Annotated in this window: 19 protein-coding genes; 10 read left to right on the top strand and 9 right to left on the bottom strand. The window is 57.5% G+C overall.

What is annotated here, in order from left to right:
• The first annotated feature begins 2 nt into the window (after nt 1–2).
• Nucleotides 3–866 carry a polyphosphate kinase 2 gene (gene ppk2, locus DHN55_RS19320; RefSeq protein WP_108883178.1) on the top strand — a complete coding sequence of 288 codons (864 nt, stop codon included), beginning with the start codon at nt 3–5 and terminating at the stop codon, nt 864–866.
• Nucleotides 867–917: 51 nt separating this feature from the next.
• Here ppk2 and DHN55_RS19315 read toward each other — a convergent pair whose 3' ends face one another.
• The gene (locus DHN55_RS19315) at nt 918–1,745 is read right to left on the bottom strand and encodes a methyltransferase domain-containing protein (RefSeq protein WP_108883177.1); all 828 of its coding nucleotides are present in this window, start codon (nt 1,743–1,745) and stop codon (nt 918–920) included.
• Nucleotides 1,746–1,894: 149 nt separating this feature from the next.
• A complete protein-coding gene (locus tag DHN55_RS19310; protein WP_108883320.1) occupies nt 1,895–2,599 on the bottom strand; it encodes an SDR family oxidoreductase in 705 nt (234 codons plus the stop codon).
• A gap of 287 nt (nt 2,600–2,886) precedes the next feature.
• On the opposite strand from DHN55_RS19310, the gene DHN55_RS19305 reads away from it, so the two are divergent.
• Together DHN55_RS19305 and DHN55_RS19300 are read left to right on the top strand one after the other, a co-directional pair.
• Entirely contained in the window at nt 2,887–3,168 is a 282-nt protein-coding gene (locus DHN55_RS19305; RefSeq protein WP_108883176.1) for a PilZ domain-containing protein, read from the top strand.
• 254 nt (nt 3,169–3,422) lie between these two features.
• Entirely contained in the window at nt 3,423–3,833 is a 411-nt protein-coding gene (locus tag DHN55_RS19300; protein ID WP_337660554.1) for a hypothetical protein, read from the top strand.
• A gap of 81 nt (nt 3,834–3,914) precedes the next feature.
• Here the strand turns inward: DHN55_RS19300 and DHN55_RS19295 are convergent, their stop codons facing one another.
• The gene (locus DHN55_RS19295; protein WP_108883174.1) at nt 3,915–4,298 is read right to left on the bottom strand and encodes a DUF2852 domain-containing protein; all 384 of its coding nucleotides are present in this window, start codon (nt 4,296–4,298) and stop codon (nt 3,915–3,917) included.
• Nucleotides 4,299–4,380: 82 nt separating this feature from the next.
• Between DHN55_RS19295 and DHN55_RS19290 the strand changes: the two genes are divergently transcribed.
• Together DHN55_RS19290 and DHN55_RS19285 are read left to right on the top strand one after the other, a co-directional pair.
• Complete coding sequence (locus DHN55_RS19290; protein WP_337660553.1) at nt 4,381–5,376, top strand: threonine ammonia-lyase; 996 nt, start codon at nt 4,381–4,383, stop codon at nt 5,374–5,376.
• A gap of 151 nt (nt 5,377–5,527) precedes the next feature.
• Entirely contained in the window at nt 5,528–7,804 is a 2,277-nt protein-coding gene (locus DHN55_RS19285; RefSeq protein WP_108883318.1) for a mechanosensitive ion channel domain-containing protein, read from the top strand.
• Nucleotides 7,805–7,836: 32 nt separating this feature from the next.
• Here DHN55_RS19285 and DHN55_RS19280 read toward each other — a convergent pair whose 3' ends face one another.
• A complete protein-coding gene (locus DHN55_RS19280) occupies nt 7,837–8,556 on the bottom strand; it encodes a cupin domain-containing protein (RefSeq protein WP_337660552.1) in 720 nt (239 codons plus the stop codon).
• 111 nt (nt 8,557–8,667) lie between these two features.
• Here DHN55_RS19280 and DHN55_RS19275 point away from each other — a divergent pair, with 111 nt between their 5' ends.
• Nucleotides 8,668–9,081, top strand: a complete 414-nt coding sequence (locus DHN55_RS19275) for a winged helix-turn-helix transcriptional regulator (protein ID WP_108883172.1) — start codon at nt 8,668–8,670, stop codon at nt 9,079–9,081.
• Nucleotides 9,082–9,150: 69 nt separating this feature from the next.
• Here DHN55_RS19275 and DHN55_RS19270 read toward each other — a convergent pair whose 3' ends face one another.
• On the bottom strand, nt 9,151–9,837 hold the full coding sequence (locus DHN55_RS19270) for a winged helix-turn-helix transcriptional regulator (protein ID WP_108883317.1): 687 nt from the start codon (nt 9,835–9,837) through the stop codon (nt 9,151–9,153).
• A gap of 161 nt (nt 9,838–9,998) precedes the next feature.
• Between DHN55_RS19270 and DHN55_RS19265 the strand changes: the two genes are divergently transcribed.
• Nucleotides 9,999–11,054: a methyltransferase domain-containing protein gene (locus tag DHN55_RS19265; RefSeq protein ID WP_108883316.1), complete on the top strand. Its 1,056-nt coding sequence runs from the start codon at nt 9,999–10,001 to the stop codon at nt 11,052–11,054.
• A gap of 76 nt (nt 11,055–11,130) precedes the next feature.
• On the opposite strand, the gene DHN55_RS19260 is transcribed toward DHN55_RS19265, so the two are convergent.
• Complete coding sequence (locus DHN55_RS19260) at nt 11,131–12,132, bottom strand: hypothetical protein (RefSeq protein WP_108883171.1); 1,002 nt, start codon at nt 12,130–12,132, stop codon at nt 11,131–11,133.
• Between the two features lie 133 nt (nt 12,133–12,265).
• On the opposite strand from DHN55_RS19260, the gene DHN55_RS19255 reads away from it, so the two are divergent.
• Nucleotides 12,266–13,405, top strand: coding sequence for an MFS transporter (locus DHN55_RS19255; protein ID WP_337660551.1), 1,140 nt, complete (start codon nt 12,266–12,268; stop codon nt 13,403–13,405).
• 25 nt (nt 13,406–13,430) lie between these two features.
• On the opposite strand, the gene dgcA is transcribed toward DHN55_RS19255, so the two are convergent.
• Nucleotides 13,431–14,426 (bottom strand): N-acetyl-D-Glu racemase DgcA, encoded by a 996-nt coding sequence (dgcA, locus tag DHN55_RS19250; RefSeq protein ID WP_108883169.1) that lies wholly within the window; start codon nt 14,424–14,426, stop codon nt 13,431–13,433.
• Complete coding sequence (gene dgcN / locus DHN55_RS19245; protein WP_108883168.1) at nt 14,426–15,436, bottom strand: N-acetyltransferase DgcN; 1,011 nt, start codon at nt 15,434–15,436, stop codon at nt 14,426–14,428. The genes dgcA and dgcN overlap by 1 nt, the downstream gene beginning before the upstream one ends.
• A gap of 270 nt (nt 15,437–15,706) precedes the next feature.
• Here dgcN and DHN55_RS19240 point away from each other — a divergent pair, with 270 nt between their 5' ends.
• Nucleotides 15,707–16,744: a phosphotransferase gene (locus tag DHN55_RS19240; RefSeq protein ID WP_108883167.1), complete on the top strand. Its 1,038-nt coding sequence runs from the start codon at nt 15,707–15,709 to the stop codon at nt 16,742–16,744.
• Between the two features lie 54 nt (nt 16,745–16,798).
• Here DHN55_RS19240 and DHN55_RS19235 read toward each other — a convergent pair whose 3' ends face one another.
• Entirely contained in the window at nt 16,799–17,842 is a 1,044-nt protein-coding gene (locus tag DHN55_RS19235) for an alcohol dehydrogenase catalytic domain-containing protein (RefSeq protein ID WP_108883166.1), read from the bottom strand.
• Nucleotides 17,843–17,992: 150 nt separating this feature from the next.
• On the opposite strand from DHN55_RS19235, the gene DHN55_RS19230 reads away from it, so the two are divergent.
• The gene (locus DHN55_RS19230; protein ID WP_337660550.1) at nt 17,993–18,400 is read left to right on the top strand and encodes a GFA family protein; all 408 of its coding nucleotides are present in this window, start codon (nt 17,993–17,995) and stop codon (nt 18,398–18,400) included.
• Nucleotides 18,401–18,437 lie beyond the last annotated feature (37 nt).

Below are 18,437 nucleotides of genomic sequence, written 5' to 3'. Positions count from 1 at the left end.
AGATGGTTGCCAGGAAAATAGCTGCGAAACAGTGGTCGCTGGAATTTGACGATCTTCCGCCGGAAATTGACGCCCACACGTTTCCGCATGGCGATTATATCCGCGACAAGAAAATCAAGGAATCCAAGTATGAAGACCATCTTGAAGCCCTGCAGGTCGAACTGGTGAAGCTGCAACGCTGGGTACGAGAGAACAATGAGCGGGTGGTGATGGTGTTCGAAGGCCGTGATGCAGCCGGCAAGGGCGGCACGATCCGGCGCTTCCAGTTGAACCTGAACCCGCGGGCAGCACGCACCGTGGCCCTGTCCAAACCGTCGGATGTCGAGCGCGGCCAGTGGTATTTCCAGCGCTATATCGACCACCTGCCGACCGAAGGAGAAATGGTGTTCTACGATCGCTCCTGGTACAACCGGGCAGGCGTTGAACGGGTGTTCGGTTTCTGCAGTGAAGACCAGGTGCAGGATTTCTTCATGGAAGCCCCGGTGTTCGAAGGCATGCTGGAGCGCGAAGGCATCCACCTGTTCAAGTTCTGGCTGACGGTGGAACGCCCGGAACAGCTGAAACGGTTTTACGAGCGCAAGACCAACCCCCTGAAGCAATGGAAGCTGTCGCCCATCGACACCAAGTCGGTGCGCAAGTGGGATGCCTATACCCGGGCGATCACAGACATGTTCCGGAATACCGACACCGATCATGCGCCGTGGACGGTGCTCGATGCCAATGACCAGAAGCGGGCCCGCCTGAACGCCATCCGCATTGTTCTCAACGCGTTTGAGTATGACGGCAAGGACGCCGCCAACATCGGTGATGTCGACGAGGACCTTGTTTGGACCGGGCAGGGGTTCCTCGACTTCAAGGGCTGGTAGCTGCGTTGCTGTCGGCTTGCGTGAACGCTGGCGGCCGGAGAACTGATGTTCTTACGGTTTTGTCGCCGAAGACAGTGCGGCTGGCACTGGGATGACATAGTAATCGCCCTGGCGCAGTTTGGTCACTTCGCTTTTCACTTCAGATCGTATGGCGTGCCGCGCGTCGGCGGGTTGGGCCCGCAACATGGCGGTGGCGCGAACAGCGCCCTCGTTGAAGGCATCGAACACCTGATCCGGTGAGGTGTGGCGCCAGTATTGCGGCACGGTCACGGTGGCCGGTTCTACAAAGCCGGCCTGAGTGAACACTGCGGCGGTCTCGTCCGGGTTCGCAAAGCGGAAGTAGGGTGGCGCAGGAGGCAGGCTGGCATATGCCGCACTGTGGGTTTCAATGGCCGACAGGACAATTCCGAAGCCTTCGCCGGGGTTGGGTTGCGACCACACCGTGAATGCGAAACGGCCGCCAGGTTTCAGAACCCTGCAGGCTTCGCCAAATGCCGCTTCGGGATCCGGCATATGGTTCATGCCGAACCCCATGACCACAGCATCGAACGTATCTGGAGAGAACGGCAGTGCTTCGGCACTCGCCTTTCTGAATTCCACTTCCGGAAAGGTTTGTCTGGCCAGGTCGATCTGCGCGGCGGAAAAATCGATCCCGACAGCCCTCGCGCCTCTCTGCACGGCTGATGCCGCGACATATCCGGCTCCGGTCGCGACATCCAGAACCTTGCTGCCACGGGTGACCTCGGCAGCATCAAGCATCGGGTCTGCGGATTGGCTGGACAGGAAACCCCAGTGCTGATGATAGGGGTCAGCGGCGGTTTCCCAGCCCGACTGCTCGAACTCCTGAAAAGCACGCAACTCCGATTTCGATAACGTCATGCCCGTTGCCCCGGCTTATCCTTTTGCCCGAGTTTCACATTCTGAACCAAGCGGATGCGTTGAACAACCTGCAGCGTCAAGCAGCGCATAGCGGTGTGCTCATGAGGGCTGCGGCAGATACACCAGCACAATTCACTGACGCTGAACACTCAAGACACTAGCAAGCCACCGTCCACGTCAATGGTTGTCCCGGTGATGAATTCGTTCTGAACGGCAAAGACGATGCCCTGCGCCACTTCATCGGCCGTGCCTGCGCGCGGGATCACATTCCGTTCGGTGGCTTTGTTATAGAAATTGGTGCGCTCATCTCCTTTCAGGCCAACCATTGGGGTATCGATTTGACCGGGTGAGACGACGTTGATGCGCTTGGGCGCAAGTTCCGGTGCGACGCCGCGTGCAAAGGCTTCAACGGCACCGCCAACGGAAGTCAGCGCGATCTGTCCCGGGCGAGTCTTGCGCGCGGGTGTGCCGGAGACCAGAACAACACAACCATTGTCGGCCAGGTGTTCGGTGCCATAGCGAACCACGTTGGCATAACCCCACATCTTGTCGAACGAGCCTTTGAAACCGTCCATGTCCATGCTCAGGAACGGGCCGATTGCCCGGTCACCACCGGTGGCGGCGCTGATCAGGACGTCATAGGGCGCAAGCTCCTTGAACAGCGCCTGAAGCGCCTCGCCGTCGCGCACATCCCCCTGTTTCAGGCTGATACCTGCACCGGGGTCACCCGCCTTGCTCGGGTCTCGGCTGATCGCAGTGACTTTGCCACCAAGTGCCGCCAGTTGCCGGGCTGCTGCCAGACCGATACCTGAAGTGCCTCCGAACAGCACAATTTTCTTGCCTGAAACATCCATGTTTTCTTCCTTCATTTTTTGCAATGACGGGCCGCTGCCTGCCTCGGGGAATACCTTTGACTAGCTGCAATACCGGCTTTGAGCAATACCTACACGGACTTACATCCTGGTCAACGCCATCCTGACCTTCTCGTCTACAAGTACCTGGTTACGGCGCCGGAACTGCCACAAAGACGTGTGACAGGGGATGGGCATTGGAACCGACGGCAGGCCGGAGCAACCATTTGTTAGTTGCACTGAGTGGTTTCAGACCACCTGAGAGTGTGTTTGAGCTATAGCATCTGACCATGAATGAAAGACGTAATTCCCATCCCCGCTATCCGATTGGCCAACCGGTCAGCTTGTTGCTTGGCAACAATGGCTGCCGAGTATTCTGTGACATGAAAGACATGAGCCTGTTGGGGGCAGGGCTGATATCGGTCCCGCTGCGTTTTGTCCCTCATACCTTCAGGATATTGATCAACAGCGAGGACATTGCCCTGCCGTGCAAGTTGCGCTGGATGAACGGGTCTGAATTGGGCGTTCAGTTTACTGGAGATCCCGAATACATCATCAATATCGCTGGTTGAGTACGGCCCGCCTTGGAGGTTTGAAACTTTGCGTGCTATGACGCCCAGGCACTGGGGAGAGCACGTCCAGAAACCTGCAGCCGCCAGCCAGTAAGCCGACCTGAATGTGCAGGGCCATGCAAGCCGGCAAGACGTTTCCACGCTTGCGGGCTCGACCATAGCGTCGAACGGATGCCAGATTTTGGGACAAGTATGGCGCTATCGGCTTTCGTGAGGTAGTTTGTCGGAAAAACTGACTGGCTGGAGGAAGGATTGTGACTTTCATTAAGCGAAATATCGTAAGTGCCGTACTGGCCGCTGGTATGGCTGGTGTGTTCCTGGTTGCCGATGCAAACCAAGCCGTGGCGGCTGACTGCGGGTATGGCTGGGCGAAGCCCGGGCGGTACAAGATTTCCGCCAGTTTCCGTGGCAAGAACGAGTCAACCAATGCGTTCCTGGGCAAGGACTGCCGTATCAGATTGCAGGTGCCTGGCGTATTTACCGGTGGCAAGGTGCGCAAGAGCGGCAAGTGTCTCACGTTCTCCTTCAAGGTCGAGGGCGAGCCCAAGGTGTTCAAGGCCAAATGGTGTGGCGACTATGGCCTTGTGCCGTGGAAGGACAAGACAATCCGCGCTCAAATTACACCTCTGTTCAGTGTTTCATCTGACAAGAAGACGAATTTCTGATTGCTGACTGCCTGGCGGAGTGCATCAAAAAGGCCCGGACGCAAGGTCCGGGCCTGTCATTGAGAATAGGTGGCTTGAAGATCAGCTTTTGACGCTGGTCTTTTCAGCTTCGATTGCAATGTCGCGGTCCGACATGAAGCGTTCGAATTCTTCACGGTCGCGGGCGTCACGCAGCTTGGTGACGAAGCTGTTGAATTCGGCCTGTTCCTCTTCCAGACGGCGCAGGGTTTCTGCCCGGTAGGCGTCAAAAGCCGCGCTGCCGGTTGTGCTGGTTGATGTGGTAGCGGGTTTGATAGCCGCCTTGACCTGGTCAACTCCTTCGCGTGCCAGATCGTCAACGCTGCCGCCCCACATAATGTAGGCAATTACGGCGAGGCCGATCGGCCACCAGGTTACAAAGCCGAGAACCGCAGCTGCAACTGCGAGCGGGGTCCAGCGGCCTTTGTTACGCGCAAGCGTAGTCATGTGTAAATCCCTCCGGTTTTTGGATAACTGATGATGCAGATGTGGTAACCTGAGCCTCAATGTTCAAGATAGGTGATGCAAAATGATGGCCGTGCCGCAGTTTAAAACACCGGAATTCAGCGATATTGTTGAAGCATCCCAACGCCTTAAAGGGCGTGCCGTCCGTACGCCACTGGTCCGGTCCGATGTTCTGGATGAAGTGACCGGCGGGCGAATCTTTTTAAAGCCGGAGTGCCTGCAGCGGACCGGATCATTCAAGTTTCGCGGTGCCTGGAACTTCATCTCAAGGCTCAACGCACAGGATAATTCCGGCGGTGTGGTGGCGTATTCGTCCGGAAATCACGCCCAGGGCGTTGCAGCGGCTGCGCGCATGATGGGTATTCCGGCGCTGATCGTCATGCCGGAAGATGCGCCTGCCATCAAGAAACGCAACACGGTCGCGCTGGGGGCGGAAATCGTCACCTATGACCGGTTCGGTGAGAACCGCGAGACTATCGGCAATGCCATTGCATCTGAACGCAGTGCGCAACTGGTGCCGCCTTACGAACACCCGTGGATCATTGCCGGGCAGGGAACAGCCGGGCTTGAACTTGTCGAAGACCTTAAGGAACACGGTGAGACGCTGGATACCATGCTGGTATGTACCGGCGGCGGCGGACTGACCGCCGGCGTGGCCCTGACCGTTCAGGCCATGGCGCCGGATGCGAAAATATACGCTTGCGAGCCGGAGGGGTTTGACGATTACGGCCGCTCGCTGGTGGCGGGCGAACGGGTCAGCAACGAACCGGGCGCCATGTCGATCTGCGATGCGATCGTGACGCCGACACCTGGCGAGCTGACGTTCTCGGTCAACCAGCCGCGCCTGTCCGGCGGGCTGGCCGTGTCGGAAGATGAAGTACGCACGGCAGTACGGTTTGCATTTGAAACCCTGAAACTTGTCGTTGAGCCCGGCGGCGCCGTGGCACTGGCCGCGCTGCTCGCCGGCAAGGTCGACTGCACGGGCAAGACCGTGGCGGCCACGCTGTCCGGCGGCAACGCCGATGCTGAACTGATGCTGGATATATTGGGTGCCAGCTAGGGTTGCGGACGACCAGGATGATCTCTTATCCGTTGCGGTCACCTTTGCCGATGAACTAACATCCAGGCAGAACCGGTCAGGCAAGATTGGCCGGCAGTCGCCCGTGCCCGGCAGGAAGCCGGAGGCGGGGTGACACATGGAGGGATGGGGCATGGCAGTTCCGGAACCAACCGGGTGGCGGCGTATAATCTGTGCAGTTGTATTGGCAATGGTGTTTACATTGCATACGGCGAGTTTGCCGGTGGCCGCACAGGACACTACAGGTTCAACCAATGTTGTGGATGCCATCAAACCGGCCCTGGAGAAGGCGGCGCGGGAGGGTGCAACCGTCATTGTTGTGGGGAACTCCACTGATGCGGCCAAGGCAGGCCAGAACGCCAATGACCCGGGAATTTCGGATATCCTCAACCGGGCCCTGTTCCGTTTCAAACTCACCCTCGGCAATGCGGAACAGGCGCTTGGCAACATGAAGTCCACGCTGGCCAAGGCCAGTCCCGACGACAAGATCAACTGGTTGTTCTATGCTTTCGTGGCGGGCCTTGCCGGTGTTGTGCTGGGGCGGTTGGCGGCGAAGCCGGTTGCCAACTGGGTCAGGGACGTGTTTGCCCCCAGGGTTCCCGAGGTCCCCACCAGCAGGCAGCAGAAAATCGGCTATCTGCTGTTCAGAGGAACGACATTCGGCTTGTTCGCATTGTTCGTGGCAGCGGTTGGCAGCATCATCGTCATCATCTATGCAGGCGATCACATGCCGAGCAGGGCGACAGGCCTTGCAGTGGTCTGGACCTATATGGCTTACCGGCTGATGCGGTCCATCTACATCAACATCCTGGTGCCGAGCGTGCCCAACTACCGAATGATCAACATGGATGATGCGGAGGCAGAACGCCTCTATCAGACCTTGTTGATTGCCACTGCGATCTCGCTTTCCATCATCGGCGTTTGCGTGTGGATGGATCACCTGGGGCTCGATGTCAGCACGCACAAGCTGATGCTGATGTTCGGCTCGCTGATTTCGGCACTGCTGTTTTGCGGCATTGCAGTGGTACATCGAAGCGCAGTTGCACAGGCAATCGCCGGATTTGGCAGCCTTGATGAAAAACCGTTCTGGCTGCGCGCGCTGGCCAGGTCATGGCATGTCATCCTGATCACCTATGTCCTGGGCGCGTGGGCGGTTTCTGCCGTGCGTCTGCTGCTGGACCAGCCGGCATCGAGCGGATTGGTGGGGGCGCCGCTTGCTGTCTTGATTGCCGCGCTTGTTGTGTACGGCATTACCCTGGTGCTGATCGACAAGCTGTTTGCCGGGCACAGTAGGATGCAGCAACTGGCGGCAGCTGCAGCGGAGGCGGAACAGGAAGGTGTGACTGCCGGCACATCGGGAGAGCAGGTGGAAGCGACTGATGGCGACACGGGGTCCGGTTCGGTGTTCAAGGGGTTGATCGAACATGCATCAGCGCTTGGCATTGCCTTTCTCGGGCTGGCTGCGATTGCGCAGATCTGGGGCATCAATTTTGGTGATCCGTCCAACTGGGTTGCCCGCTCGCTGGACGTCATAGTCGTCCTGTTCGGGGCCTATATCGCCTATCGTGCAGTCGAGTTGTGGATCGACAGCAAGGTAGAAGAAGAGGACCCTCACGCAGGCGAAGAGGCGGAAGTCGGTGGCGAACCAGGCGGGGCCGGGGCAACACGACTGGCGACATTACTGCCGATCTTCAGAAACTTTCTGCTGATTACCATCGTCACTATTGCCGGCATGATTGCCCTGTCGGAGATGGGCGTGAACATTGCACCATTGTTTGCCGGTGCCGGCGTGGTGGGGCTTGCCATCGGGTTCGGTGCACAGACGCTGATCAGGGATATTTTTTCCGGTGCCTTCTTCCTGGTTGATGATGCGTTCCGCAAGGGCGAATACATTGACATTGGATCGGCCAAGGGCACGGTTGAAAAGATATCAATCCGGTCCATGCAGTTGCGCCATCACAACGGCCCGCTGAACACCATCCCGTTTGGCGAAATCAAGCAGCTGACCAATTTCTCGCGTGACTGGGTGATGATGAAGCTGCCGCTGAGGCTGACATACGACACCGACATTGAACGGGTCCGGAAACTGGTCAAGAAGCTCGGCATAGAATTGCTGGATCATCCCGAGATCGGTGACAAGTTCATGCAGCCCCTGAAGTCACAAGGGGTGAAGCAAATGGACGATTCCGCGATGATCGTGCGGGTCAAGTTCATGACCAAGCCCGGCGACCAGTTTGATGTGCGCAAGGTTGTCTACCACCGTATTCAGGAACTGTTCGAGGCGAACGGTATTCACTTTGCCCACAGGGAAGTAACTGTGCGCATTGCAGATGATGACAAGAAATCAGACACTGTGAAGGAGAAAGCTGCCGTCGGCGCCGTGCAGACAGTGATCGAAAAGCCGGCCTGAAGCTGGCGGGCCGAGTGCAGCCCGCCATCAGGTCAGTGAATCCGCAGCGTAATCACATTGGCGGGAACTTCAGCGGATTTGTTGACGATCGTTGCCTTGGAGCCGGCTGTCGGAAGCGCGAAGGTTTGCCCGGCCGCAAGGCGCTTAATCTGGCGTCCCGTCACCCGAAGCTCGATGACACCTTCGGCAACAAGACCAAGTGTTGGTTCGGTATTTTCCAGGATTATCGTGCCATCTGCATCGATCCTGTTGGTGAAGACCTCCACTTTTTCAGTATGGATGCCGGCAAGCTTGACGGTCGGCAGCGGCCTGCGGTCGATGGCTTCGGACGGTTTTTTCTCAAACACAATGAACGGTTCATTGGCCTGTTCCAGATTGAAATCGAGGAAGTGAGCCGCCTCGGTGGCCGATGCATTGTCGAAGCGAAGAATGCGGGTTCCAACCGGTTCAAAGAACGCATCTCCGGCGCGCAGGATCTGCGGCTTTCCGCCTTCGACCTGATAGATGATCATGCCCTTGCTGACATAACCGATCGCCGGCGCCTCGTGGGTATGAACCGGAGCCACCTGACCGGGTTTGAAACGGAAATCTCCGACTTCGACCTGAACAACCTGCCGCATCGGGAAGTTGGCGGTCAGCAATTTGACTGTCTCTTCAGTTGATGCTGCACCGGCAGTGCCGGCTGGCATGGCCGAGACTGCGAGTGTGACCGCAAGGGCTGTGCTGCGAAGTGTTTGCAAGGGTGTTTTCATTGGGTGCTCCATTGAGGCTTGGGGTGTTTGATTACGAATTGCAAAACGCAATATGTAATTCGAATAGAGGTACGTATTGCATTTTGCAAGTTAATTTTCTAAAATGTGAAAATGAAGACTGAGAACAACAAGCGCGAGACGGGCTGTCCGGTGGCATTCGGGCTCGACACATTCGGAGACAAGTGGAGCCTGCTGATCATCCGCGAAATCATGCTGAGGGGTAAAAGGACCTACAGCGAGTTTCTGGAAGCCGATGAACACATTGCATCAAACATTCTCATTGCCCGGCTCAAACACCTGGAGGCGGAGGGCATTGTCGATAAATCGCGTGATCCGGAAAACCGCCGGGCATTCGTCTATGAACTGACCAAGAAAGGCCGGGACCTGGCACCGATCCTGCTGGAAATCATCATCTGGAGCGGTATGCATGACAAAAGGCCGTTCGCACTCAAAACGGTTCTCAATAAAATCAGGCAGGATCGCGAGGGGTTCGAGGCGAGCCTGCGAGCCGAAAACGAGACCTGAGTACACACGGGATTTGCTCTGGCCATGTTTGGCCGCGACGCTGCAAGCCATCACGCAGGTGAGCAGGGCCTAAAGAATGTTGTCTGCTGACGGCAAAGCCTCGAACGGACTGCTCTGCATCCAGGAGGTCAGATGATCGGCAAGATATGAATTGCCGGTCACTGAAATCTGGTCCGCCTTGCGGGCGGAGCGATAGCTTCGGTTCCCCATCCAGATTTCGGTCATGGTTTTGACCGTTGTGGTGAAGTAGACGTCCACATCCTTGCCGGGATCCTTGTCACATGCCTCGACCTCGGTGCCATCCGAGATCAGCCACCAGTGGCCCTTTTCCGGCATGTCGGTGAACTGGAATTTTATGATTGTCTCTGCCGACGGCAGCTTGTCGGGCTGAACGCTGCGCTGCAGGTAGATGATCAGCAAATCGACGTCATAATCCTCGGTTCGCAGGTTTTCGCGGGCCCACTTCATGCCCCAGTTGCCGAGTGACAACAGTACCGGCAGAAGTTCCTTGCAGGATTCGGTTGGAAAATACTCATGGCTGCGCGCGCCAGTGGCGGTTTTCCGATAGATCAGCCCATTGTTCTCAAGATCAACCAGCCGGCGGGTCAACAGCGTTGGCGAAATAGTCCCGAGCCCGCGCTGCAATTCTGAAAACCTGCGTCCGCCCATGAGAATTTCGCGGATGATCAGAACGGTCCATTTCTCACCAATGATTTCGGATGCTTTCGCGATCGGGCAAAACTGTCCGTACTCCATCACCGTCTCCATCCGGAATAGCAGGTTACTACACATTGTGTAGTTCAATTCTACACTTGCTGAACTATCCCGCACAAGGCGTGTTCGATATCTCCCGGTCATCGACACACGGCGTCTTTTGCCGTGAACCAAGCAACAGAAAACTGGAGATCAGGATGAACATGAAACCACTTTCAACAGAAGCCTTTGCGGGACAGGTGGTCACGGATGTAAGCGCCACGCTTTCAGGCGTCATGACCAATATCGGCCACAAGCTGGGTTTGTATCGTGCGCTGGCCGGGGCAGGCGGTCTTACTTCAACGGCACTCGCGGCAAAGTGCTCTCTGGCGGAGCGCTATGTCCGGGAATGGCTGAACAACCAGGTAGCGGGCGGTTACCTTGTCTATGACAAGCAGGATGAAACTTATCTGTTGCCGGAGGCATATGTGCCGGTGCTGGCCGATCCGGAAAGCCCGGTATTCCTGGTTCCCGCGCTCGAAGTCGCTGCATCGCTGTGGCTCGACGAGGATCGCATTGCAGATGTGTTCCGGACCGGAGAGGGAATTGCCTGGGGTGAACACCATCACCGTCTTTTCTGCGGCAGCGAGTCTCTGTTCAGGCCCGGCTACAAAACCTTCCTGGCAACGGACTGGATTTCAGCCATGGACGGTGTGGCGGCCAAGCTTGAAAAGGGTGCTCTTGTTGCCGATGTCGGTTGCGGGCATGGCGCCTCGACAATCGTGCTGGCAGAGTCCTTTCCCGCCTCGCAGTTCGACGGTTTCGACAGCCATGATGCCTCCATCGCAATTGCCCAGGACCGGGCAACGGAAGCCGGGGTTGCACGTAACATCCGTTTTACGACGGTGGATGCGCAGTCTTACCCGAACGAAGGTTATGATCTGATCTGCTTCATGGATTGCCTGCATGACATGGGTGATCCGGTCGGTGCCGCGCGTCACGCCGCCAAGGCACTCAAGGCCGACGGCAGCGTGTTGCTGGTGGAGCCTGCGGCCGGAAACGCGATCGAAGAAAACATCAACCCGATCAGTCGTCTTTACTACGCCGCTTCCACTGCGGTGTGCACGCCATGTTCCCTGTCACAGAATGTAGGACTGGCACTGGGCGCACAGGCAGGCCAACGCCGCCTGTCCGAGGTGATGGAAGAGGCAGGCTTCACGTCGGTGGAGCGGGTTGCCGAGACACCGTTCAACATTATTCTTGAAGCAAAACTGGCTTGACCAGGCACCGGCGTATTCTTGCCCTGGAATGCGCCGGTCAGATCATCAGGCCGGCCAAAGTGGATGCAATAACGGCTCAAGCCGCTGAAGGGCCGTCGCCGGGTATTTCAGGGGCACTGTCAGCCAGTGGAATTTCACCGGGTTGATCGGCAGGGCGACGAATGACAATGATCCGTTTTTTGGGTTTTTCTGCAGGCTCTGAAGCGTCTGTGGTGGAACCGGCATCTTGGGTTGCTGCAGGCTCGTCTGCGGATTGCTCCGGCTCTGCTGCGGGTTCATCGTCGGTGTGAACCTGGTTTGCAGCGGTGGGGCTGCCGATGTTGATGCGGCCGCTGGCGCCGGTGTCTTCTTCAGCAGGAACTTCCGGCTCGGATGGTTCGTTGGCCGGCGACAATGCCAGATCCGTTTCCAACTGCTGTTTAGGGTGATCGGCCGCTTCGTCATCATGCGGTGCTGTGACATCGGTGGCATCAAAATCGGCAAAATCCAGTGTGTCGCCATTGACGGGCGACATATCTACCGGGGTCTCGGTGGAGTCTGGCTCCAGCGCTGCCGCATCTGCCTGCTGCGCATGCTCGACGGCATGTGTGCTGTTGTCAGCGAAAATGTCATCGTCCGATCCGACAAAGCCCGGCGGGTCGCCGGCAACCGTGGCAGTGGCCGAAGCTACCGGAACGGTCTTGGGAGCAGACAGTTGCTTGTCCGCCGCGTCACCGATGAGTTTATGGGAGCTGCGCAGGCGGCGAACCAGCTGCGTGGTGCGGTCAAGCTTGTCGGCTATTTCCTCATAGTCCGTTGCATCGTCGCCGGTCTCGGAGGCTTGCTCGTCACCTTGTGCCGGTTCTGCATGTGCGCCCGGCTGGTCGGTCTCCGGTGAAACAGATGCCTCGGCTGACATGGACTGGATCTGGCCTTCAAGCCGCCTGATTGCATCAAGCAGCACGGCCGTGTCGGCTGCCTTGTGGCGTCGCGCGAATTCTGTCAGAAACCAGCGCCCGCGGCTGGTTTCCATGACGGCCTGTTCGATTTCCTCATAATCGAGTCCATCGATGGTATCCAAAGCCGAATTGTCCGACATAACTTTTAATTCCCTGCGTCCCGACGCATAACACACTTGCCAAGACAGTATTGACGAGTTTGGTTACCGAAACCTTTCCGTGCGGACTGATTTGAGACAAAACCCGTTTGAGCGAGACGATATGATCAACCCGATGGCGGTACGTACAGGCGCGGTCTACGGCTCCCTGCTGCTCATGGTGGGGGTGATGCTGCCGTTTCTGCCGGTATGGCTGGCGGCGCGCGGGTTTTCGATTGGCGAAATTGCATTCGCGCTGGGCTGTCAATCCGTAGTGCGGGTGGTCGCCACACCGGTGCTGACCTACATGGCGGACCGTTACCGCGCCCGGCGCAGGTTCATTATCTCTCTGGCGATCCTGGCAGCGGTCTTCATGCTGGCGGCCGGGCTGGTGGAGGACAGGGCGGCAATAGTGGTCCTGATCGTGCTTTCGGCCATGAGCTGGGCTCCGATCATGCCGATGCTGGATGCTGTTGCAGTCGAACAGTCCGATGCCGGGCTATATGACTACGGCCGGGTGCGCATTGCAGGTTCGGTTACCTTTATTGCCGGGTCCCTCGGGGCAGGGGCACTGCTGCTGGTGATCGACAAGGCAAGCCTTATCTGGGTTCTGCTGCTGACCCATGTACTGATGGCGCTCAGTGGATTTGCGCTGCCGAAACTGGGAGCCAAGAAGGCACCTCATTCCGCTCCACCAACCCTGGCTGCTGCCCGTACTGTCCTGATGACGGGAGGCTTTGCACTGTTGATCCTTGTGGCGGGCCTGACACAGGCAAGTCATGCGGTCTATTACAGTTTTGGTTCATTGCACTGGGAGAGCCTGGGATATTCCGGGGTGATGATCGGCGGGCTCTGGTCGCTGGGAGTGATCGCCGAGATTGTGCTGTTCATGTATGCACGCGGTTCGGTCGAACGCATGGGCCCCGTCCTGCTGCTGATGGCTGGTGCCGGTCTCGGTGTGCTGCGTTGGGCCGGCATGGCCCTTGACCCTCCGGTAGTGATGGTCGTGTTTTTGCAGGTCCTGCATGCGGCGAGTTACGGCATGACCCATCTGGGCACAATCTACTATGTGCGCCGTTTCATGGACGCCGATTTTGCAGGCACGGCGCAGGGGGTGTTTGTGGCGATATCCGGCGGGGTTTTCATGACCTGTGCAATTGCCCTGGCGGGCTGGGCGTACAATGCGCATGCGGCGCTGAGCTATCTGTGGATGGCCGGGATGTGCGGTGTCGCGCTGGTGCTGGCTGTCTTCCTGAAAAGACACTCGCCCGGTTAGCTCACGATGCACAAGAAATCTGCCGCTAGCCCCACAGTGCCGGCGGTGGCGGATACATCAGCGATCCGTCGAACCGGATGCCGGGGTCGCGATCCCTGGCCAGCAGCAACGGGCCATCAAGGTCAACCACACGGGCGCGCTGCGCCACAATATGCCCCGGTGCCATGGCCAGCGAGGTCGCCAGCATGCAGCCGATCATGATCTCAAACCCCTGATCTTGTGCAGCGTCAGCCAGAGCGAGGGCCTCCGTCAGCCCGCCTGTCTTGTCCAGCTTGACATTGATCGCACTGTACTTGCCGGCCAGCTTGTGCAGGTCTTCCTTGCCGTGTGCGCTCTCGTCAGCGCAGATCAGTACATCGGTCTTACCCAGGCCGCCCAGTGCATCGTCATCGCCGGCTGGAAGCGGTTGCTCAACCAGTTCGACCGCCGTTTCCGCACATGCCGCCAGGTGATTGTCCAGGTCGGCAGGCTTCCAGGCCTCGTTTGCATCGATGATCAGGCGGGTATCAGGAGCAGCGTCGCGGATGGCACGCAGGCGCTCATGGTCACCATCGCCGCCAAGCTTGATCTTGAGCAGGGGGCGTCCGCTTGCCCGGGCAGCGGCTTCTGCCATTTTTTCGGGCGTCTCAAGGCTGAGCGTATAGGCGGTGATGACCGGTTCCGGCTCCTTGTCCAGTCCGGCCAATTGCCAGACCGGTGTTCCGGTCAGTTTGGCTTCCAGGTCCCACAACGCACAGTCCAGGGCGTTTTGCGCCGCGTGCAGGTTCAAAACCCTATGCACATCAGCCCGGCTGCAGCCAGCTTCAATCTGCGCGCGAGCACCGTTCAGGGCATCCATAGCTGCATCGATGGTCTCGTTGTACCGTGCATAGGGCACGCTCTCTCCGACACCGGTTGCGCCATCCTGCTCCAGCGTCACCTTGATCACCTCGGCGGTTGTCTTGGTGCCGCGTGAAATGGAAAAGCTGCCGGCGATAGGCCAGCTTTCATGGTCAACGCTGAGTTTGCGCGATACAGCCATCAGGACGGAAACCGTTTCTGGATTTCGTCGACAATCGGGGCCATGCCGGTGCGGATAGGGTCCACACAAGGCAAGCCATACTCGCTGGCCAGTTTTTCCAGGAAGTCTTTTGCCTCGTTGTCAGACAGTTTTTGCGTGTTCACGCAAATGCCGACACACTGGATGTCCGGATTGGTCAGGCTGCCGTCTTCGATATTTCGGTCAATAACCTGCTGGATGGTCGGCAACGGATGTTCCACACCACGCATTTTGGTGCGTGTCGGTTCGTGACAGACGACGAAAGCATCGGGCTGAGACCCGTGCAACAGGCCCAGTGACACACCGGCGAACGCCGGATGGAACAGCGAACCCTGACCTTCAACACAATCCCAGTGGTCGTCGTCGTTGGCGGGACTTATCCATTCGGCCGCGCCGGAAATGAAATCGGCGACAACAGCGTCAAGCGCAATGCCGCGTCCGGAGATCAGCACACCGGTTTGCCCGGTAGCGCGAAAGTCGGATTTCATGCCGCGTTTCTGCATTTCCTGATCAAGCGCAAGTGCGGTGTATTTCTTGCCTACGGAACAGTCGGTGCCAACCGCCAGTATACGCTTGCCGGGCCGCCTGGTTCCCTTGCCGGTAGCGAATGCGACGTCTGAAAAACGAACATCATGCAGCTTGGCACCATGCTTTTCCGCCGCAACAGCTATTTCGGGAATTGATGACAGACGCTTGTGCAGGCCGGTGGCTACGTTCATGCCGGCCTCGATAGCTTTCACCACTTCCGAAATCCAGTGGTCCGGCAAAACGCCACCGGAGTTGACGACGCCAACCACCATGGTACGCGCACCGGCGGACACGGCTTCGTCGATGTTCATGTCCGTCAGGCCGGTGTCGGCCTGGCAGCCTTCAAGCCGCATCTGGCCTGTGCACCAGTCCGGGCGCCAGTCAACCACGCCCTGCGCCGTCTTGGCTGCCAGCTGGTCGTGAACATCACCGAGAAACAGGAGGTAGGGGCGTTCGATTTCCATGTGTCGCACTCGTTAGTCAAAGGTGGTCTTTTCGAACCATAGGCACCACAAGATGTTACCTTGCGCAAGAGGGCAGAGCGTTTGCGCGGATGGAGCCAGATTCCGACGGGCCTGTCTGCCGGTTGTAATCTCAACGCCGCAATCACAAGTGGAAGTGCTAGCTGACTTCTCGTGCCGGCTCGAGTTGCAAACTTTGATGCCGCGTGCATATAGTCCGGCCGGGAAATTGGTGTTTCAACCGGATTGACGATTTTGAGTAATGTAACGCGTATGTCCAATGAGGATGTTCGTGCGCTTGTGTTCAAATCAGCACAAGAGCAGGATCTTGATCCGCTCGACCTTCAGGTAAACCGAAAGATCAGGGTGCGGTCTCATACCGGCCACCCTGCGACGGCGCATTATCACGCCAGTTCTCAAGACAAGTCAGCGGAATACTGCATAAAGCTTTTCGATACGACCACGACGGAAAAGCAAAAATTTTTCCAAAGAGAAACCAGACTTCTTGAAGAATTGAGCCAAACGGGATCCGACCGTTCGACAGCCATGACACCCGCAGTTCTCCTGACCGACGCAAAGGCAGGGCTCCTGGTCATGGAATGGCTCAATGGGTACAGCATGAAGTCGAGCCTGATGTTGGCCACTTACTCCTCAGATCGCCGCAACCGGTTGCTGCGGTTGTCGGGCCAATGGCTCAGGCACTTTCATGAAGCATACGGGATTCAACGGAAACCAGCCGAAGCGTCGATCATGATGAACCGGATGCAGGCCAACATTGATGGGATGACCGACCAGTGTCGCAACCTGCTTCTGGCTGATAAATCGATAATGCGCTCCCTTGCCCTTCTGCGGGAACGGGCACCCGCAATGGACGGGATTTCCGTTGAGTGGGGTCTCTATCATCAAGACTTTACCCCTTCCAACCTGATCGTCTGCCACAAGGGGACAGTTGTCCGGGGAATTGATTTTGGAAAGGCGTCGGATGACGCGCCGGTATCTTTTGACATTGCAAGTTTCATTGTCCGGACCTGTGATGTTGGCTCCGAGCCGCTGTTTGCCGGCACCAGTGCAATTGAGCTCCGGTTAAAAGGTACAATAGAGGCAGTGCTGAACGGCTACAGCCGGCAATTGTCTGACGCCGACAGAAGCTGGATATTGTGGTGTCTGTTGTATTGGTGTGTCACCAAGAACGGGAACTACTACGGCACTGTCCGCGCAAGCAAACGAGGCATTCCGAAGCGTATGATATCATATTTGAAGTGGCGGAAAGTCAGGCGTCTGATGCTGGTCGTTTGTGATCTTGTCCAATAACCGTCCTGCTGAAGTACCGGGCGGTAGCTGATTTCAGCTGTCACCACTCCGGGACTAGAATCTATCGATCAATGTGATCCCGATATCTTCATGGTTGTCCATCTTTGCCAGCGCTGCGCCTGCATCTTCCAGCGCAATGCGGGTCTTTATCAGTTTTTCGATGTTCAGGCGGCCCGCGGAAATCATCTCGAACAAGGCGGGAAACCGAAGCGCGGGCAGGCCGCGCGACCCCATGATCACCAGTTGCCGGTAGTAGACGGTTTCCAGCAGCGGGATTTCAGGATTGGCATGGTCGTCGAGAGGCTGCCCGATCTGGACGTGACGGCCCAGTTTCTTAAGGCAACGCAGAGAGTTGTGCAGAGTGTCGGTTATGCCGAGAGCTTCAATTGAGGCATCGGCGCCACCGCTGGTCAGGTCACGTATGGCTTGCCCGACATCGTTGGTTTTTGCAGCGTTGATGACGTGCGTGGCGCCGATCTGTTTGGCCAGTTCAAGTTTCTCGTCAATGATATCGACTGCGATTACACTGGCACCAACCGCTGCACCTATCATGATCGACGACAAGCCGACACCGCCGCATCCGTGCACGGCCAAAACCTCGCCGGGCTTGACCGCTGCCTTGTCGACAACAGCGGAAAACGAGGTTGTTGTCCGGCAGCCAAGAGCGGCGGCGACTTCATCGGAAATGTCATCGGGCAGTTTGAGAACATTGGCATCGGCCAGCGGGATTGCCACCCGCTCGGCAAATGCGCCCCATCCGTTGAAGCCCACAACATACTGATCATCGCATATTGTCAGATTGCCGGCCCGGCAACACGAACATTCACCACAGCCAAGGATCACCGGTACGGTGACGCGATCACCCTTGCGAAACTTTCTGCAGTCGGGACCGGCGTCGACCACTATGCCGGCAAGTTCATGGCCTGGAACATGGGGGAGTTTTATGACGTGATTGGTGCCCTTCCAGCCGTGCCAGTCCGACCGGCAGACGCCACAGGCTTTCACTTCAATCAGCACGCCGTCGGACGGTGTGTCCGGCTCGGTGACGTTTGTGATTTCCAGCGGTTTTGAGAATTCGGTAATCAGTGCGGCTTTCATGGCACTAAAGATAGAAGCAGGACAATCAACAAGCCAGCAGAAACCGGCAAACCATCCTGTACTCAGATCAAAGCAGACCGTGAGGCATGAAAACGGTGGGGCAGGAGTGCTAGCATGAGGTCCCGGATGATAAATTGAGGATACATGTTCATGACACAGTTTAACGGATCCTGCCTGTGCGGCGCGGTGACCTATGAAGCCGATTGCGAGATACAGCGCGTCGTCAACTGTCACTGCGTTGACTGCCAGAAGGCAACCGGCTCTGTGCACACGACAATGGTTTTCGTGCCGGAGGCCGATGTGAAAATCAAAGGCTACCCGTCCAGCTACACCCATACTGCAGACAGCGGCTCCAGCATGACGAAGCGGTTCTGTTCGTCTTGCGGAACGCAATTGTTTTCACTCAACTCGCGCCGTCAGGGCGCTGTCGGCATACGCGCCGGAACCATATCGCAAAAGCATCTGGTAACGCCGCAGCTGAACATATTCTGCGACAGCGCCGTGCCGTCCACACCGATGGATGACACGTTGCCGAAGCATCGCCGGATGCCGGGCTAGGGCGGGGAGCGCCGGAGCGATATGAGTTCAGGTGAAC

The organism is Anderseniella sp. Alg231-50 (assembly GCF_900149695.1).
GTDB lineage: Bacteria > Pseudomonadota > Alphaproteobacteria > Rhizobiales > Aestuariivirgaceae > Anderseniella.
The sequence above is the reverse complement of the archived record's forward strand: the minus strand, read 5'-3'. Positions and strand labels throughout refer to the sequence as shown.

Coding starts and splice junctions, on each gene's coding strand:
- ppk2 (WP_108883178.1), top strand. CDS start 3: ATGGTTGCCAGGAAAATAGCTGCGAAACAGTGGTCGCTGGAATTTGAC.
- DHN55_RS19315 (WP_108883177.1), bottom strand. CDS start 1,745: ATGACGTTATCGAAATCGGAGTTGCGTGCTTTTCAGGAGTTCGAGCAG.
- DHN55_RS19310 (WP_108883320.1), bottom strand. CDS start 2,599: ATGGATGTTTCAGGCAAGAAAATTGTGCTGTTCGGAGGCACTTCAGGT.
- DHN55_RS19305 (WP_108883176.1), top strand. CDS start 2,887: ATGAATGAAAGACGTAATTCCCATCCCCGCTATCCGATTGGCCAACCG.
- DHN55_RS19295 (WP_108883174.1), bottom strand. CDS start 4,298: ATGACTACGCTTGCGCGTAACAAAGGCCGCTGGACCCCGCTCGCAGTT.
- DHN55_RS19290 (WP_337660553.1), top strand. CDS start 4,381: ATGATGGCCGTGCCGCAGTTTAAAACACCGGAATTCAGCGATATTGTT.
- DHN55_RS19285 (WP_108883318.1), top strand. CDS start 5,528: ATGGCAGTTCCGGAACCAACCGGGTGGCGGCGTATAATCTGTGCAGTT.
- DHN55_RS19280 (WP_337660552.1), bottom strand. CDS start 8,556: ATGAAAACACCCTTGCAAACACTTCGCAGCACAGCCCTTGCGGTCACA.
- DHN55_RS19275 (WP_108883172.1), top strand. CDS start 8,668: ATGAAGACTGAGAACAACAAGCGCGAGACGGGCTGTCCGGTGGCATTC.
- DHN55_RS19270 (WP_108883317.1), bottom strand. CDS start 9,837: ATGGAGTACGGACAGTTTTGCCCGATCGCGAAAGCATCCGAAATCATT.
- DHN55_RS19265 (WP_108883316.1), top strand. CDS start 9,999: ATGAAACCACTTTCAACAGAAGCCTTTGCGGGACAGGTGGTCACGGAT.
- DHN55_RS19260 (WP_108883171.1), bottom strand. CDS start 12,132: ATGTCGGACAATTCGGCTTTGGATACCATCGATGGACTCGATTATGAG.
- DHN55_RS19255 (WP_337660551.1), top strand. CDS start 12,266: ATGGCGGTACGTACAGGCGCGGTCTACGGCTCCCTGCTGCTCATGGTG.
- dgcA (WP_108883169.1), bottom strand. CDS start 14,426: ATGGCTGTATCGCGCAAACTCAGCGTTGACCATGAAAGCTGGCCTATC.
- dgcN (WP_108883168.1), bottom strand. CDS start 15,436: ATGGAAATCGAACGCCCCTACCTCCTGTTTCTCGGTGATGTTCACGAC.
- DHN55_RS19240 (WP_108883167.1), top strand. CDS start 15,707: ATGTCCAATGAGGATGTTCGTGCGCTTGTGTTCAAATCAGCACAAGAG.
- DHN55_RS19235 (WP_108883166.1), bottom strand. CDS start 17,842: ATGAAAGCCGCACTGATTACCGAATTCTCAAAACCGCTGGAAATCACA.
- DHN55_RS19230 (WP_337660550.1), top strand. CDS start 17,993: ATGACACAGTTTAACGGATCCTGCCTGTGCGGCGCGGTGACCTATGAA.